We start from the raw sequence: 15300 nt of genomic DNA on the forward strand, positions 1-15300 counted from the left end.
GCGGGAGTCTCCCGGACTCGTGTACGGCTGAGCTCGCCCCCCGCTGCGGGTTCCCGGCGACCGGAGAGCGCGGGTCCCCGCGCGCGGCGGCGGCGGGCGGTCTGGCATGCTGGGCGGATGCTCGCGATCATCCGTTACTCGGTGCCCGAGGGGCGGACCCAGGAGTTCGCCGCCCAGGCGGGGGAGATCCTCGCCCTCTTCGAGGGCCAGCAGGGTTATCTCAGGGGCCAGCTCGCCAGGTCCGTCGACGAGCCGGAGCTGTGGGCGCTGGTGAGCGAGTGGGAGGGCGCGGGGTTCTACCGGCGGGCGCTCTCCGCGGCACGGATGGCGATGTATCCACTGATGACGCTCATGATCAATGAGCCGAGCGCATTCGAGAAGGTCGACACCCTCCCGGCCACGGGTTAAGCGCGCGCGAGGCGTCGGCTGCGTCCCCTAAGCTGGGATCTCATCAATTCTCGCCGACCTCCAGCCGGATGGAGCCCATTCCTATGGCACGCCGTACCGACGTCATGGATACCATCGTCAGCCTCGCCAAGCGGCGTGGTCTCGTTTACCCTTCGAGCGAGATCTACGGGGGTCTGCGGGCGTCCTGGGACTACGGTCCACTCGGCGTCGAGCTCAAGAACAACGTGAAGCGGCAGTGGTGGATGGCCACCGTCCAGGGCCGGGAAGACGTCGTCGGCCTCGACTCGTGCGTCATCCTGGCCCGCGAGGTGTGGGAGGCGAGCGGTCACGTCGAGACCTTCACCGACCCGCTCACCGAGTGCCAGTCGTGCCACAAGCGTTACCGGGCCGACCACCTCGAGGAGTCCTACCAGGAGAAGCACGGCAAGCCCCCGGCGGGCGGCCTGGCCGACATCACCTGCCCCAACTGCGGCAACAAGGGCACCTTCACCGAGCCCAGGCAGTTCAGCGGGCTGCTGAAGACCTACCTCGGCGCGGTGGAGGACGAGTCGGGCCTCGCCTACCTGCGGCCCGAGACCGCCCAGGGCATCTTCATCAACTACCTGAACGTGCAGCAGTCGGCGCGTAAGAAGATCCCGTTCGGCATCGGCCAGATCGGCAAGTCCTTCCGCAACGAGATCACGCCGGGCAACTTCATCTTCCGCACCCGCGAGTTCGAGCAGATGGAGATGGAGTTCTTCGTCAAGCCCGGCACCGACGAGGAGTGGCACCAGCACTGGATCGACGAGCGCTTCCGGTGGTACGTGGACCTCGGCATCGACCAGGACAACCTCCGGCTGTACGAGCACCCGAAGGACAAGCTGTCCCACTACTCCAAGCGGACCGTCGACATCGAGTACCGCTTCGGCTTCAGCGGCAGCGAGTGGGGCGAGCTGGAGGGCATCGCCAACCGCACCGACTTCGACCTGTCCAGCCACAGCAAGGCCTCCGGCACCGACCTGTCCTTCTTCGAGCAGGACACCGGTGAGCGTTACGTCCCCTACGTGATCGAGCCGGCGGCGGGCGTCGACCGCGCCGCCCTGACCTTCCTGATGGACGCCTACACCGAGGACGAGGCGCCCAACGCCAAGGGAGTCATGGAGCGGCGCACGGTCATGCGCCTCGACCACCGCCTCGCGCCGGTCAAGGTGGCGGTGCTGCCGCTGTCGCGCAACGCCGACCTCTCGCCCAAGGCCCGCGACCTCGCCGCCCAGCTGCGCCGCAGGTGGAACGTCGAGTTCGACGACGCGGGCGCGATCGGCCGCCGCTACCGCCGCCAGGACGAGATCGGCACGCCCTTCTGCGTCACCGTCGACTTCGACACCCTGGAGGACCAGGCGGTCACCATCCGGGAGCGCGACTCCATGGCGCAGAAGCGCGTCGCCCTCGACCAGGTCGACGCCTACCTGCGCCAGCACCTGAACGACTGACCCGCCAGACGGCCACAACGGCTGCGATCGCCCCGGCTCCCTCCGGGCGGTCGCAGCCGTTCTCGTTTCGCCCATGAAGCAGCTCGCGAAGTCACTCGCGATGCAGGCAACTCGCGAAGTAGCCCGCGAATCAGTTCGCGAAGCAGGCGGTCCCTTACGTCGGTTTTCGGGGTCAGTTGATGAAGTGTGCGCGAGGGTCAACAGACATCGAGGGAGAAACCCACATGGCACGCACATCACGCTGGAGGACCGTCGCGGGAATCCTCGCTCTGAGCGGCGGTGCTTTCCTGGCGACGGGCAGCACGGCGTTCGCGGATCCGATCCCGGACGGTCTGGAGCTGCGCCTAGTCGTCGACGAGTGCGCCCATCCGACCGGCGACAAGACGGGCGGGCAGCCGTGACCGAGGACACCGGCCGCCTCGAGCGGGCGCTGTTCGAGGTCAAGAGGGTGATCGTCGGCCAGGACCTGATGGTCGAGCGGCTGCTCGTCGCGGTGCTGGCCCGGGGCCACTGCCTGCTGGAGGGGGTGCCCGGCATCGCCAAGACCCTCGCGGCGCAGACGCTGGCCACCGTCGTGGGCGGGTCGTTCGCCCGCGTCCAGTTCACTCCCGACCTGGTCCCGGCCGACATCGTGGGCACCCGGATCTACCGCCCCTCCACCGAGAGCTTCGACATCGAGCTGGGCCCGGTGATGTCGAACATCGTGCTGGCCGACGAGATCAACCGGGCGCCGGCGAAGGTCCAGTCGGCCCTGCTGGAGGTGATGGCCGAGCGCCAGGTCAGCATCGGCGGCCACACGCACCGGGTGCCGGTGCCGTTCCTGGTGCTCGCCACCCAGAACCCGATCGAGTCCGAAGGCGTCTACCACCTGCCCGAGGCGCAGCGGGACCGGTTCCTGATGAAGATCGAGGTGGGCTACCCGACGGAGTCGGAGGAACTGGCGATCCTCTACCGGATGAGCGTCGACGCGCCGGAGCCGAACCCGATCCTCGACACCGAGAGCCTGGTGGCGTTGCAGGAGGCGGCCAGGAAGGTGTTCGTCCACCACGCGGTCGCGGAGTACGTCGTCCGGCTCGTCTACGCCACCAGGGAGCCCGCCAGGTTCGGGCTGCCCGAGCTGGGCGGCCTGCTGGCCTTCGGCGCGAGTCCGCGTGCCACGCTCGGCCTGGTCGCCGGGGCCCGCGCGCTGGCCCTGCTGCGCGGCAGGGACTACGTCCTGCCCGAGGACGTGCGGGATCTCGCGCCCGACGTCATGGCGCACCGCCTGGTGCTGTCCTTCGACGGGCTGGCCGACGGGGTCGAGCCGCGGCGGATCGTGGAGCAGATCCTGGCCACGGTCCCCGAGCCGCAGATCGCCCCCCACCGGAGGGAGGCGGCCTGATGCGCCACCTGATCGCCGAACCCGCCCTGCGGCGGCTGGAACTGACCGTCACGCGCCGCCTGGACGGCCTGCTCCAGGGAGACCACCTCGGGCTGCTACCCGGTCCCGGCACCGAACTCGCCGAGGCCAGGCCGTACGCGATCGGGGACGACGTGCGGCGGATGGACTGGAACGTGACGGCGCGGGCTTCCGAGCCGTACGTGCGGGACGTCACCGCCGACCGTGAGCTGGAGACGTGGGTGCTGCTCGACGCGAGCGCCAGCATGGACTTCGGCACGGGGCAGCTGGAGAAGCGGGAGCTGGCGCTGGCCGCGGTGGCGGCCGTCGGGTTCCTCACCGAGCGGACCGGCAACCGGATCGGCGCGCACCTCCTCTCCGGCGGCGGGGTGCGCAGGCTGCCCGCCCGCACCGGCAGGCCGCATCTGATGGCGCTGCTGCACACGATGTCCGCGCTGCCCCGGGTCGTGCCCGGCGCCCGGACCCGGCCGATCGGCGTCCATGCCGACCAGCTCGGGCGCGGGCTGCGCCGCCGTGGCCTGGTCGTGCTGGTGTCGGACTTCCTCGACGATCCGGCCGGCTGGGAGCGGCCGGTGCGCCGCCTCGCGGTCAGGCACCAGGTCCTGGCGGTCGAGGTGGTGGACCCGAGGGAGCTGACCCTGCCGGACGTGGGCGTGCTGACCCTGGTCGACCCGGAGACCGGCCGGCGCAAGGAGGTGTCCACGGCGAACGCGCGGCTGCGTGAGAGATACGCCGCGGCGGCGGCCGAACAACGGGGCGCGATCGAGTCCGCGCTCCGCCGTACCGGGGCGGGGCACGTGCGGTTGCGCACCGACCGCGACTGGGTCAGGGACCTGGTCCGGCACGTGCTGACGCAACGGCGGATGGCCAGGGCGGGGGGCGGGGCGGCATGAGCTTCCGGTCTCCGATGTGGCTGTTGCTCCTCATCCCGGCTCTCGCGATCGGGGTCGCCTATGTGGTCATGTATCTACGGCGTAGCCGCTATGCCGTGCGCTTCACCAACCTCGACCTGCTGGACAAGGTGGTGCCGAAAGGGCCCGGGTGGCGCAGGCACGTGCCCGCCGCGCTGTTCGGGCTCATGCTCGCGATGCTCGTCACCGGGTTCGCCCGGCCCGAGGCCGAGGTCCAGGTGCCGCGCGAGCGCGCGACGATCATGGTCGCGTTCGACGTGTCCGCCTCCATGCGGGCCACCGACGTCGCGCCCGACAGGTTCGCCGCCGCGCGCGGCGCCGCCCGCGCCTTCGTGGAAGGGCTGCCTGCTCGCTTCAACCTCGGTCTGGTCTCCTTCTCCTCGTCGGCGTCGGTAGCGGTCCCGCCGACGACCGACCGGCCCGCCGTACTGGCCGCCCTCGACCGGCTGACCACCGACTCGGGCACCGCGATCGGGGAGGCCGTCTACTCCTCGCTCGGCGCGATCCGCTCGCTGGACGCCGAGGCCGGGCAGGAACCGCCGCCCGCGCACATCGTGCTGCTGTCGGACGGCTCCAGCACCACCGGCAGATCCGTGGACGACGCCGTCGCCGAGGCCACCACGCGCGGCGTCCCCGTCACCACGATCGCGTACGGCACGCAGGACGGAGTGGTCGATCTCGGTGGCCGCGCCGTGCCCGTCCCGGTGGACGGGCCCGCCCTCCAGCAACTCGCGGAGGCCACCGGCGGCGGCTTCTACGAGGCCGCCTCCGGCGAGGAGTTGCAGGCCGTCTACGACGACATCGGCTCCTCGGTGGGCTCCCGCACCGAGGTCCAGGAGATCTGGCCGTGGTTCGTCGGGGCCGGGCTGGTCGCGGCGATGCTGGCGGCCGGTACGTCGATGCTGTGGTTCTCACGGATGGTCTGAGGAGTTCACCATGCACAACCAGCGGGAACCTGGCGACACGTCGCCCTTCGCGGGACCCGGTGACGCGTCCCACGCGGGACTCGGTGCCGCGTCTCACGCGGGATCTGGTGACCTGTCGCCGTACGCGATGCCGGGTGACGTGACGCCGGGCGCGCACGGTCAGTCGCAGTCGCAGTCGCAGTCGCAGACGGGGACGCTTACACAGGAGCCGGGTGTGCGCGGCCGGTCCGATCTGCTCGGGCTCGGCGCGCCGCGGGGGCCTGACTTCCTGCCGGGAGCGCCCGGGAGGCGGGCGGAACCGCCGCTCGCTGCTCCGCTCGCTGCTCCGCCCGCCGCCCGGCCGGTCACGCCGGGCAGGGGGCGTGTTCTGATGGTCGCCACGCTGGTCGCGGCGGTCGTCGGCGGCGGCGCGGGCGTCGCCGGAGGATGGCTGGCCGGCGGGTCCACGCCGGCTCCCGTGGCGCTGCCCCGCTCGACGGCGGGGCCGGTCGCCGTGGCGGGCGGGCTCAGCGCGATCGCCGCCCAGGTGCTGCCGAGCGTGGTCTCGGTGCAGGCGGGCGGGAGTTCCGGCTCCGGGTTCGTGATCGACGCTGCGGGGCACATTCTCACCAACGAGCATGTCGTCTCGGGCAGCGCCCAGGTCAGCGTGGTCCTGGAGGACGGTCGCCGGCTGCGGGCCGACGTGATCGGCTCCGACGACCGTAACGACCTGGCGGTGCTGGCCGTACCCGCCGGTCAGGGGCTCGTCCCCGCGGTGCTCGGCCGTTCGGGCGATGTCACGGTCGGTGACCAGGTGCTGGCCGTGGGCTCGCCGCTGGGCCTGTCGGGGACGGTGACCTCCGGCATCGTCAGCGCGGTGGACCGGGAGGTGCCGTTCGGGAGGGGAGGGCAGACCACGGCGGTGCAGACCGACGCGTCCATCAACCCCGGCAATTCGGGCGGCCCGCTGGTCAACGCCCGCGGCGAGGTGATCGGCGTCAACACTGCCATCCTGTCCAGAAGGGGCGGCGGATCGATCGGCATCGGATTCGCCATCCCGATCGACCGGGCCGCGAACGTCGCGGAACGAATCATTCGGAACTAGGTTTTCGTGACATGCGCCTGCTAGTGGTCGAGGACGAGGAAGACCTGGTCGACGCGCTCCGGGTGGGGCTCGTGCGTGCCGGATACGCGGTGGACGTCGCCTACGACGTCGCCGACGCCGAGGAGAAGCTGCACGTCAACGAGTACGACCTGGTGCTGCTCGACCTGAACCTGCCGAGCGGCGACGGCTTCGAGCTGTGCCGCGCCGTACGGCAGGGCGGTGGCGGCCAGAGCACCCGGATCATCATGGTGACCGCTCGTGACCGGCTGGAGGACCGGGTCAGGGGGCTCGACGAGGGCGCCGACGACTACCTGGTCAAGCCCTTCGCGTTCCCCGAGCTGCTGGCCAGGGTGCGCGCGTTGCTGCGCAGGGACGCGGCGGGCGGTACGGCGGTGCTGGAGGTGGGCGAGCTGCGCCTGGACACGGCGCGGGTCGAGGCGTTCAGGTCCGGCCACCAGCTGAGCCTCACGCCGAAGGAGTTCGGCGTGCTCCACTATCTGATGACCAGGCCGGGGCACGTCGTCTCCTCCGAGGAACTGCTCGAACACGTCTGGGACGAGCACACCGACCCCTTCACCAACACGGTCAGGGTCACCGTGGGCAACCTTCGCCGCAAGCTCGGCACCGAGGGGATGATCGAGACCGTGATCAGCCGTGGCTACCGCCTGAAGGAGCGCGTGTGAGCCGGCTGCCCGCCTTCGTCCACACGATCCGCTTCCGGCTGACCGTGCTCTACTCCGGGCTGCTGTTCGTGCTGGCCGCCCTGGTGCTCGGCGGCATCTACTACACGATCGCCCTGAGCACCGAGCAGCGGGACTTCACCAAGGAGTACGCCCAGGTCGTCAACAAGCGCGGCGACGTCCTCCGTCAGCAGCAGGTCGTCGTCGTCGAAGAGGTGCAAAACGCGATCAACGTGAAGACGCTCGCCGCCCTGCAGAGATACTCGTTCGTCGCGCTGGGCGGGCTGTTCGTGGCCAGCCTCGGCATCGGCTGGGTGCTGTCGGGGCGGGTGCTGCGCCCGGTCCGGTCGATCACCAGGACCGCGGCCGAGATCCAGGCCACCGACCTGACCAGGAGGATCAGGCTCGAAGGCCCCAAGGACGAGCTGCGCGACCTCGCCGACACCGTGGACACCATGCTCGACCGGCTGGAGGACGGCTTCCGCGCCCAGCGGCAACTCATCGACGACGCCTCGCACGAGCTGCGCAGCCCGCTGGCCATCATCAGGGCGAACGTCGACACCGTGCTCAACTCGCCGGACAGCACCGAGGAGGAGCGGGTGCACGCCGCGGCGATCGTGGACCGGGCGACGACCAGGATGACCCGGCTGGTGGAGGATCTCCTCGCCACCGCCCGCCGTACCGCCCCCGCGCTCGCCGACGCGGACGTCGACGTGGGCGCGGTGGCGGCCGAGGCGGCGGAGGAGTTCAACCGGCTGGCCGAGGCGCGGGCGCTGCGCATCGATCGGCGGCTGGTCTCCGGCCTGGTCACGATCGGTGACCACGACGCGCTCCGCCGCGCGGTGGGCAACCTGCTGTCCAACGCCGTACGGCTGGCTCCACCGGGTAGCGAGATCGGCGTGGCGTCCGGCCGTACCGAGGACTGGATCTGGGTGGCCGTGCGGGACGCCGGACCCGGACTGCCGGATGAGGACCAGCCGCGGGTGTTCGACCGGTTCTGGCGGGGGGAGACGAGCCGGCGGGACAGGCACACCGGGCTGGGGCTGGCGATCGTGCGGCAGATCGTGGAGTCGCACGGCGGGCACGTTCGGTTGTTCTCCCAGGTGGGCGTGGGCAGCACGTTCGTGCTGTGGCTGCCCGGCCGGGGAGCCGGGTCGGGACAACTTCCGGGGCACAACCCCTTCGAACGCGCGGGTGCGGCCCGGCGCTGAGGGCCGGCGACGGCGTGCGGCCATCGGGCCGGTCCGGGTGACCGGCCCTTCCGGCATGCCCGCCGGACACCCTTAGGCGCAGGGCGCGGGGTGTGCCGCCGGAGACCCTGAAGCGCCGGGCGCGGCGGATGTTCCATGTGGGGCCCACGCGACCGAAAGCGGCCGGGAATTGGTTTATACCAATTGGTTTACACCAATTGGTATAAACCATTTTTGTTTGCCATCCCTGTAATTGGATTAGACCGCAGCATGTGGGTTGACCAGGCTAAACACCCTATCTCCCAATGGGTGACGTTTCATTATCTTCTGCCTCGGTAGAGTCCGCAGTAAGGCGTTCATTGGGGTCGAAGAAGGAGCTGCCGTGCCCAAGTTTGTTTACGACTTCACCGAGGGGAACAAGGATCTGAAGGATCTTCTCGGGGGTAAGGGTGCCAACCTCGCCGAGATGACCAACCTCGGCCTGCCGGTGCCCCCCGGCTTCACCATCACGGCGGAGGCGTGCCGCCGCTACCTCGCCGACGGGACCCTCCCCGGCGGCCTCGAAGAGGAGATCGCCGAGCACCTGGCCGCGCTGGAGGCCCAGACGGGCAAGCGCCTGGGCAGCCCCGAGGACCCGCTGCTGGTGAGCGTCCGCTCCGGAGCGAAGTTCTCCATGCCGGGCATGATGGAGACGGTCCTCAACGTCGGCCTCAACGACGAGTCCGTGCACGGCCTGGCCAAGCAGTCGGGAGACAACGACCGCTTCGCCTGGGACTCCTACCGCAGGCTCATCCAGATGTTCGGCAAGACCGTCCTCGGCATCGAGGGCCGCTTCGAGGACGCGCTCGACGAGCTCAAGGGCGGCCGCGCGGACCTCGACCTCGACGCCGCCGACTTCCAGCGCCTCGTCGAGACCTACAAGGGCATCGTGCGCGAGGAGACCGGGCACGAGTTCCCCGCGGACCCGCGCGAGCAGATGCGCCTGGCGATCAAGGCGGTGTTCGACTCCTGGAACGCCCCGCGCGCGATCGTCTACCGCCGTCAGGAACGCATCCCCGCCGACCTGGGCACGGCGGTGACCATCTGCACCATGGTCTTCGGCAACTGCGGCATGGACTCCGGCACCGGAGTCGCCTTCACCCGTGACCCGGGCAGCGGGCAGCAGGGCGTCTACGGCGACTACCTGCAGAACGCGCAGGGCGAGGACGTGGTGGCCGGCATCCGCAACACCGTGCCGCTGCAGGATCTGGCGCGGATCGACGAAGACTCCTACCGGGAACTCCTGTCGATCATGGAGACGCTGGAGAACCACTACCGCGACCTGTGCGACATCGAGTTCACCATCGAGCGCGGCAAGCTGTGGATGCTCCAGACCCGCGTCGGCAAGCGCACGCCGGGCGCCGCGTTCCGGATCGCCGTGCAACTCGTGGACCAGGGGCTGATCGATCTCGACGAGGCGGTGCTGCGGGTCACCGGCGACCAGCTCGCCCACCTCATGTTCCCCCGCTTCGACAGGAACGCCGACGCCAAGCAGATCACCACGGGCATGAACGCCTCACCGGGCGCGGCCGTCGGCAAGGCGGTGTTCTCCTCCGAACGCGCGGTCGAGCTGGCCGAACAGGGCGAGTCGGTCATCCTGGTGCGCCGCGAGACCAACCCCGACGACCTGAGCGGCATGATCGCCGCCCGCGGGGTCCTGACCAGCAGGGGCGGCAAGACCTCGCACGCGGCCGTGGTCGCCCGCGGCATGGGCAAGACCTGTGTCTGCGGGGCCGAGGAACTGGAGGTGTCGGCCCGCGACCGGCGCTTCACCGCGCCGGGCGGCATCGTGGTCGGCGAGGGAGAGGTGATCTCCGTCGACGGCAGCACCGGCGCGGTCTACCTGGGCGAGGTGCCGGTCGTCGACTCCTCGGTGGTGGAGTACTTCGAGCGCGGCTCGGCCGAGGACCCGCTGGTGCGGGCGGTCGACCGGCTGATGGCCCACGCCGACTCGGTCAGGCGGCTGGAGGTGCGGGCCAACGCCGACACCGGTGAGGACGCCGCCCGGGCGCGCAGGTTCGGCGGGCAGGGCATCGGGCTGTGCCGTACCGAGCACATGTTCCTGGGCGAGCGGCGCAGGCTCGTGGAGGACCTGATCCTCGCCGGCGGCGACGAGGAGCGCGAGGCGGCGCTCGGGGCGCTGGAGCCGTTGCAGCGGGCCGACTTCGCGGAGATCTTCGAGGCGATGGACGGCCTGCCGGTGACCATCAGGCTCATCGACCCGCCGCTGCACGAGTTCCTGCCCGACATCGTCGAGTTGTCGGTGCGCGTGGCGCTCGCGGGCGAGGAGGTCTCCGGCCGCGACCGCAGGCTGCTGGAGGCGGTGAAGCGGCTGCACGAGCAGAACCCGATGCTCGGGCTGCGCGGCGTACGGCTCGGCCTCGTCGTACCGGGGCTGTTCGCCATGCAGGTCAGGGCCATCGCGGCGGCGGCGGCACGCAGCCGCGCGGCACGCGCCGAGATCATGATCCCGCTCGTCGGCGCGGTCCAGGAGCTGGAACACGTGCGTGACGAGGCGGCCGGGATCCTCCGCGAGGCCGGCGTCGAGGCGTTGATCGGCACCATGATCGAGGTGCCCCGGGCCGCGCTCACCGCGGGCCAGATCGCCGAGGCCGCCGACTTCTTCTCCTTCGGCACCAACGATCTCACCCAGATGACCTGGGGATTCTCCCGAGACGACGTCGAAGCATCCTTCTTCACGAAATATCTTGATCTGGGGGTGTTCGGTGTCTCGCCGTTCGAGACGATCGACCGCGACGGCGTCGGCCGCCTCATCCGGGTCGCGGCCGAGGAGGGCAGGAGGACCCGGCCCGGCCTGAAGCTCGGCATCTGCGGCGAGCACGGCGGCGACCCGGAGTCCGTCCACTTCTGCCACGAGGTGGGCCTCGACTACGTCTCCTGCTCGCCCTTCCGCATCCCCGTCGCCCGGTTGGAGGCCGCGCGCGCCGCGCTGATCGCCGCCCGTACGTCGTAGGCCGAGGCTCCGCCACCCGCCCGGCGGGGTGGCGGAGCTCCTATGGGGTGGCGGGGCTCCTATGGGGTGGCCTGGGGCACGACGCAGTTGTTCTTCGGAGGTTCGCCCTCCGGCCAGGCGACGCCTTCGAGCCTCAGCTCGTCCGCCGCCGGGTCCAGCCGCACCACGGAGAGGGCCTTGTCGTACGGGTTGCCCGCGTTGGTCAGGCAGATCCAGCCGCTCGCGCCCCGGACCCGGTAGGCCGCGTTCAGGTCCGTGAGGATCTCCCTGACATGCTCGGCCGACGGGACCTCCGTGTTGCTGACCGCCGCGGCCTTCGCCAGCTCCTTCGCCGCGGTCAGGACGACATCGTGAGTGATGATCGTACGGCCGTCCTCCAGCCGTACGTCGCCGATCTTCGCGGCGGCGATGCCCGCCCGCAGTTCGTCCAGGGCCTCCTGCGGCTCGGCGAGATAACGGGGAATGTCCTCCTTTCTGGGCTTCGATCGGTGCCGCGACCATTTCTGGATCTCGACACTCCAGGCGTCGGGGTGCGCCGGCGCCGCGTACTCGACGGAGACGGCGGGTTTGCCGCCGCCGGGATCGCCGCGCAGCAGCCGCCGTTCGTCGTCGTCGAGACGGCTGTCGAGGGTCGTCGCGTCGGACCCGGAGATCACGGTGTAGGACTCCTTGCCCGAGCAGTACGTGCCGGCGAGCTTCTTGACGAAGAGTTTCAGGTGGAAGGCGCGGCCGGCGAAGTAGACGAAGCGCGCGTTGGACTGGCAGATGTTCAGCGCGAAGTCCTCGAATCTGTTCGGCGTGATGCCGGCCTCCTCCAGCCCGGGTGACTCGAAGGTCATGTCCTGAACCCCGGTGCCCTTGTTGCCCTTTCTGGCCTCGGTGAACGCCGCCCGCAGGGAATCGTTGTAGTTGTCCATCGGCCGGGTGTCCACGACCAGCGCGGTTTCCGCGCCGGCCAGTTTCGGGTCGAACTTGAGCAGCGCGTCGGCCTGTTCCTTGGCGGTCGAGACCACTCGCGCCAGGCCGGGAAATGGATCCCCGTCCCGGTCCTGGGTCTCGGGATTGGCGAAATCCCCCGAGGTGACCAGCCCGGCGACAACGGGAATTCGCCGGACCTTCGTCAAATGCGACATGGCGTGCCAGGTATTGCCCAGGCTGAGGTTGAAACCCGCGACGACGCGGAGAGCCGGCTCCTGCTGCGTGAGCTTGTTCACCGTGTGCCGCCACTGCCGGTAATCGCGGCCCGGATTCGCCAGGACGAGGCGAATGGGCGGCATGGCCGCGTCCGGTTTGTTCGCCTGGAGTTGCGCCAGGAAGGCGCCCTGCACCTCACTGAGAATCTGCTCGCGCACCGCCGGGATGTCCGACTCCATGGGGATCATCAATGCGACGGTCGCGTGTTTCCTGGTAGCGATCCGGTTGTTCTCCGCCTCGATGCGGGCGAAGACGTCGCGCATGCCCTCGATGTCCGGCATGAAGACCCCGGTGCCGTCGGAGACGCCCACGCAGTCGGCTCCCACCACCTCCAGCCTTTCGCCACAGCTCTCGGACTCCGGTGGGCCGATCGGCAGTGACAGGCCGTAGCCCAGCGCGCCCGCCATGACCAGCCAGGCCGCCGTGACGGTGACCGGCCCCGGCCCCGGCCGTGCGGAGCGCTGCGTTCCGTCCGGTTCGCGGCCCGAGGGCTCCACGGCCACCTGCAGCAACCGGCTCGGCAGGGGGACGTCCTTGCCGAGTCTCCGCTCCTCGGCGGCCTCCTCCCGGGCGGTGAACAGGGCCGGAATCGCCGCCTTCAGCTCGTCCGCCGTCACGGGCGCGTTCGCGCCTCTCGCGGGTGGCGCACCGTCCGGGGCCGAGGTGGCGATGACGACGGGGTGCGTTCGCAGGTCGCGGCACTTGCCGTCGTAGGCCGCGAGGAGGGTGTCCCTGATCTTCCTTCGCGCGGGGACCCGGTCCACGCCGGGCAGCAGGATGACGGGACGGCGTGCCCGGTTGAGCCGGCGGACGACCCCGTAGTGCGCGTCGATGTCCGCGAGCAGCGCCTCGACCAGCAGCAGCTCCTGCTCGGCGGGCGGTTTCCGCCGCCATCGCCGCAACTCCTTGATGAGCACCCGGGTGGTACGCGGCGGCTGGGTGCCGAACCCCTTCTTCCGGTACCAGCGCACGGTCCTGAAATGCGGGAATCTGAGCGCGCCGAGGAGCCGGATCCCAAGCCCGGCCAGGCCGCTCAGCTGCTGCTCTATGTAGGGATCGCGGGACAACCCGCCGAACCGCTTGCGCAACTCCGGCAGGACGTCGCGCCGTGCCTCCCCGATCGCCTGTTTGACCCTCGTCTCCAGTTCGGCGTCCAGTTCGGCCCTGGTTCCCTCCTCGTCCGGCTGCCAGGCGATGAGGACCGCGTACGCGGCCGCGAAGCGGGGGAAGACGATGGGCAGCCGGTACGCGGGACGCCCGTCGTATCCGCACCCCTGGGCGATGTCCAGCAACTCGTCGGCGACCTGCCGCTCCGGCCCTTCCCGCGGCGCACCCGCCGCGGGAGTCTCACCCGGTTCGTTGATCGGCAGAACACCGGAGTATTTCCGGTAGTACTCCTCCGGCCATGAACGAATCGTGTCATCGGCGGCCTCGAGTTGAAGCACCAGAGGCCCGAACCGGCGCCCATATCGAATCCTTCTCCGGCCGAACCTGTCCCTGATGACCAGCTCCGCGAGCACCGCGTCCAGTTGCCGTTCCACCATCGCCCCCGTCTTGCTTCCGCCGTTCGCCGCGTCGAAAGGCGGGGTCGGCGTAGAAATGAAGGTGGTCTGAACTGTACGGGCTTCACGGTCCGTCCGCCAGAATTCGATAAAGCGCGAACACCCATCCCGGAAACGGCATGCCTGTCAAATGCGCAGGGCCTCTCTCACGCGATCATTCGATGAGTGACATTTCTGGGCAAATCGGAAGTGTAGCAATCTAGATGGAGAGATGGGCATATATCCAGATCTAATATTCTGACTGTCTCTCTAATAAGAGAAAGGCCGATATGAAGCGGCCTGAAGTGAAAGCAGGACAGCGCCACGCCGTCGGCACATCCACTCGATGATCCCGGCGAACGCCCCTTCCCCCAAGGTCGCCTGGCCGTCGTCCAACGAGATCTGGAAGAAGTGCTGTTCCCGCGCCTGGCCGCCGCCCGGGTGCGAACCATCCAGGTCGCCCGGCGAGGCCCGCTGAAGCAGCACGGTGTGACGATCTTGGACGACACCGACCAGCCGACGACATGCTGCACGCGGCCGACCAGGGAGCGGCCCTACTGGACGCTAGGCCAGGAGATGCGGCTGGGCGGCACCATCCCCCAGCTGGCCGGAGCCAAGAAATGCAGCCAGAAAGCGAAAGGAGTCCCCCTCGACGTCATCCGCGAAACCCGGGTGACCTGCGGCCGGCGGTACCTGCACCTGGTGGGTTTCGAGGTCAACGAGGCGCCGCGGATCGCCAAGGACAAGGCGCACGACACCGACCTTCGGTGCGGCTGGTATCCGCTGGCCGAACAAGGCAAGGACCGGGCAGCCTGCCAGGCAGGAATCAAGAACAAGACCGGCCGGGACTGGGGAAAGAGCGCCTGCACATTCTGTGTTATTGCGAATATGCGGTAACGGTGCTGGCCGGTGAGCGGATCTGATGGTGCTCGGGTCGGGCAAGACGGGTGTCGGCTCTGTATCGCGATGGGCCTCTGGCAGGCTGATCGGGTGACAGGGAGTGCATCGGATCCTGGTGGCCGGTTCCGAGACCGGCGCGAACGGAAGTACGGGTACGACTTCATCGACGAGGTGCTGGTGCGCTGTCCTCGGTGCGACGGGTGCGCTGTCGTCTTGGCGCATCCGGGGACGCTTGAGGATGGTGAGGCGGCTTCCACCGGGGTCATGAACTTCCGTCGGCGCTTGCGCTGTAGGGAGTGTGGCTACTTCAAGGACGAGACGGTCGGCTCCGCTGTCGTCGGCGGTCCTGTCGATCCTTTCTTCCAGCGGCCGGTGTGGTTGCAGGCGAGTTGCTGCGGACGTGTGCTGTGGGCCTATAACGTCCGTCATCTCGACTTGTTGGAGGCCTATGTGGCTGCGAAACTGCGCGAACGTGGAGATCTTGTGGCTTGGGCTCCGGCAAGTCTGGTAGAGCGCCTGCCCACTTGGCTCAAGACCGCCAAGAACCGTGCCGAGGTCTTGCGGACGGTCGGGCGCTTGCGCTTG

General features: G+C 69.6%; 12 protein-coding genes. 11 read left to right on the forward strand and 1 reads right to left on the reverse strand.

Translation table 11 applies throughout. The features are described 5' to 3' along the window. Positions 1-117: 117 nt before the first annotated feature. The 10 genes from MBA17_RS01785 (at position 118) to ppdK (ending at position 11080) form a co-directional block, all read left to right on the forward strand. Positions 118-408, forward strand: a complete 291-nt coding sequence (locus tag MBA17_RS01785) for an antibiotic biosynthesis monooxygenase family protein (RefSeq protein WP_238494425.1) — start codon at positions 118-120, stop codon at positions 406-408. Between the two features lie 83 nt (positions 409-491). Then, a complete protein-coding gene (locus MBA17_RS01790; protein WP_238494426.1) occupies positions 492-1877 on the forward strand; it encodes a glycine--tRNA ligase in 1386 nt (461 codons plus the stop codon). A gap of 224 nt (positions 1878-2101) precedes the next feature. Next, positions 2102-2278, forward strand: coding sequence for a hypothetical protein (locus MBA17_RS01795; protein WP_238494427.1), 177 nt, complete (start codon positions 2102-2104; stop codon positions 2276-2278). Then, the gene (locus MBA17_RS01800) at positions 2236-3258 is read left to right on the forward strand and encodes an AAA family ATPase (protein ID WP_455432669.1); all 1023 of its coding nucleotides are present in this window, start codon (positions 2236-2238) and stop codon (positions 3256-3258) included. Before MBA17_RS01795 ends, MBA17_RS01800 begins: the two co-directional genes overlap by 43 nt. Then, the gene (locus MBA17_RS01805; RefSeq protein ID WP_238494429.1) at positions 3258-4169 is read left to right on the forward strand and encodes a DUF58 domain-containing protein; all 912 of its coding nucleotides are present in this window, start codon (positions 3258-3260) and stop codon (positions 4167-4169) included. The genes MBA17_RS01800 and MBA17_RS01805 overlap by 1 nt, the downstream gene beginning before the upstream one ends. After that, a complete protein-coding gene (locus tag MBA17_RS01810) occupies positions 4166-5113 on the forward strand; it encodes a VWA domain-containing protein (RefSeq protein ID WP_238494430.1) in 948 nt (315 codons plus the stop codon). Before MBA17_RS01805 ends, MBA17_RS01810 begins: the two co-directional genes overlap by 4 nt. 10 nt (positions 5114-5123) lie before the next feature. Further along, a complete protein-coding gene (locus tag MBA17_RS01815) occupies positions 5124-6197 on the forward strand; it encodes a S1C family serine protease (RefSeq protein ID WP_238494431.1) in 1074 nt (357 codons plus the stop codon). 11 nt (positions 6198-6208) lie between these two features. Then, positions 6209-6880 carry a response regulator transcription factor gene (locus MBA17_RS01820; protein WP_238494432.1) on the forward strand — a complete coding sequence of 224 codons (672 nt, stop codon included), beginning with the start codon at positions 6209-6211 and terminating at the stop codon, positions 6878-6880. After that, positions 6877-8088 (forward strand): sensor histidine kinase, encoded by a 1212-nt coding sequence (locus MBA17_RS01825; RefSeq protein WP_238494433.1) that lies wholly within the window; start codon positions 6877-6879, stop codon positions 8086-8088. The genes MBA17_RS01820 and MBA17_RS01825 overlap by 4 nt, the downstream gene beginning before the upstream one ends. A 361-nt stretch (positions 8089-8449) precedes the next feature. Continuing rightward, positions 8450-11080, forward strand: a complete 2631-nt coding sequence (gene ppdK / locus MBA17_RS01830) for a pyruvate, phosphate dikinase (protein WP_238494434.1) — start codon at positions 8450-8452, stop codon at positions 11078-11080. Positions 11081-11139: 59 nt separating this feature from the next. On the opposite strand, the gene MBA17_RS01835 is transcribed toward ppdK, so the two are convergent. Beyond that, entirely contained in the window at positions 11140-13818 is a 2679-nt protein-coding gene (locus MBA17_RS01835; protein WP_238494435.1) for a hypothetical protein, read from the reverse strand. A gap of 408 nt (positions 13819-14226) precedes the next feature. Here MBA17_RS01835 and MBA17_RS01840 point away from each other — a divergent pair, with 408 nt between their 5' ends. Further along, entirely contained in the window at positions 14227-14712 is a 486-nt protein-coding gene (locus tag MBA17_RS01840; protein ID WP_238494436.1) for a hypothetical protein, read from the forward strand. Positions 14713-15300 lie beyond the last annotated feature (588 nt).

The sequence above is a fragment of the Dolomitihabitans soli genome (assembly GCF_022213955.1).
Classification (GTDB): Bacteria; Actinomycetota; Actinomycetes; order Streptosporangiales; family Streptosporangiaceae; genus Streptosporangium_A; species Streptosporangium_A soli.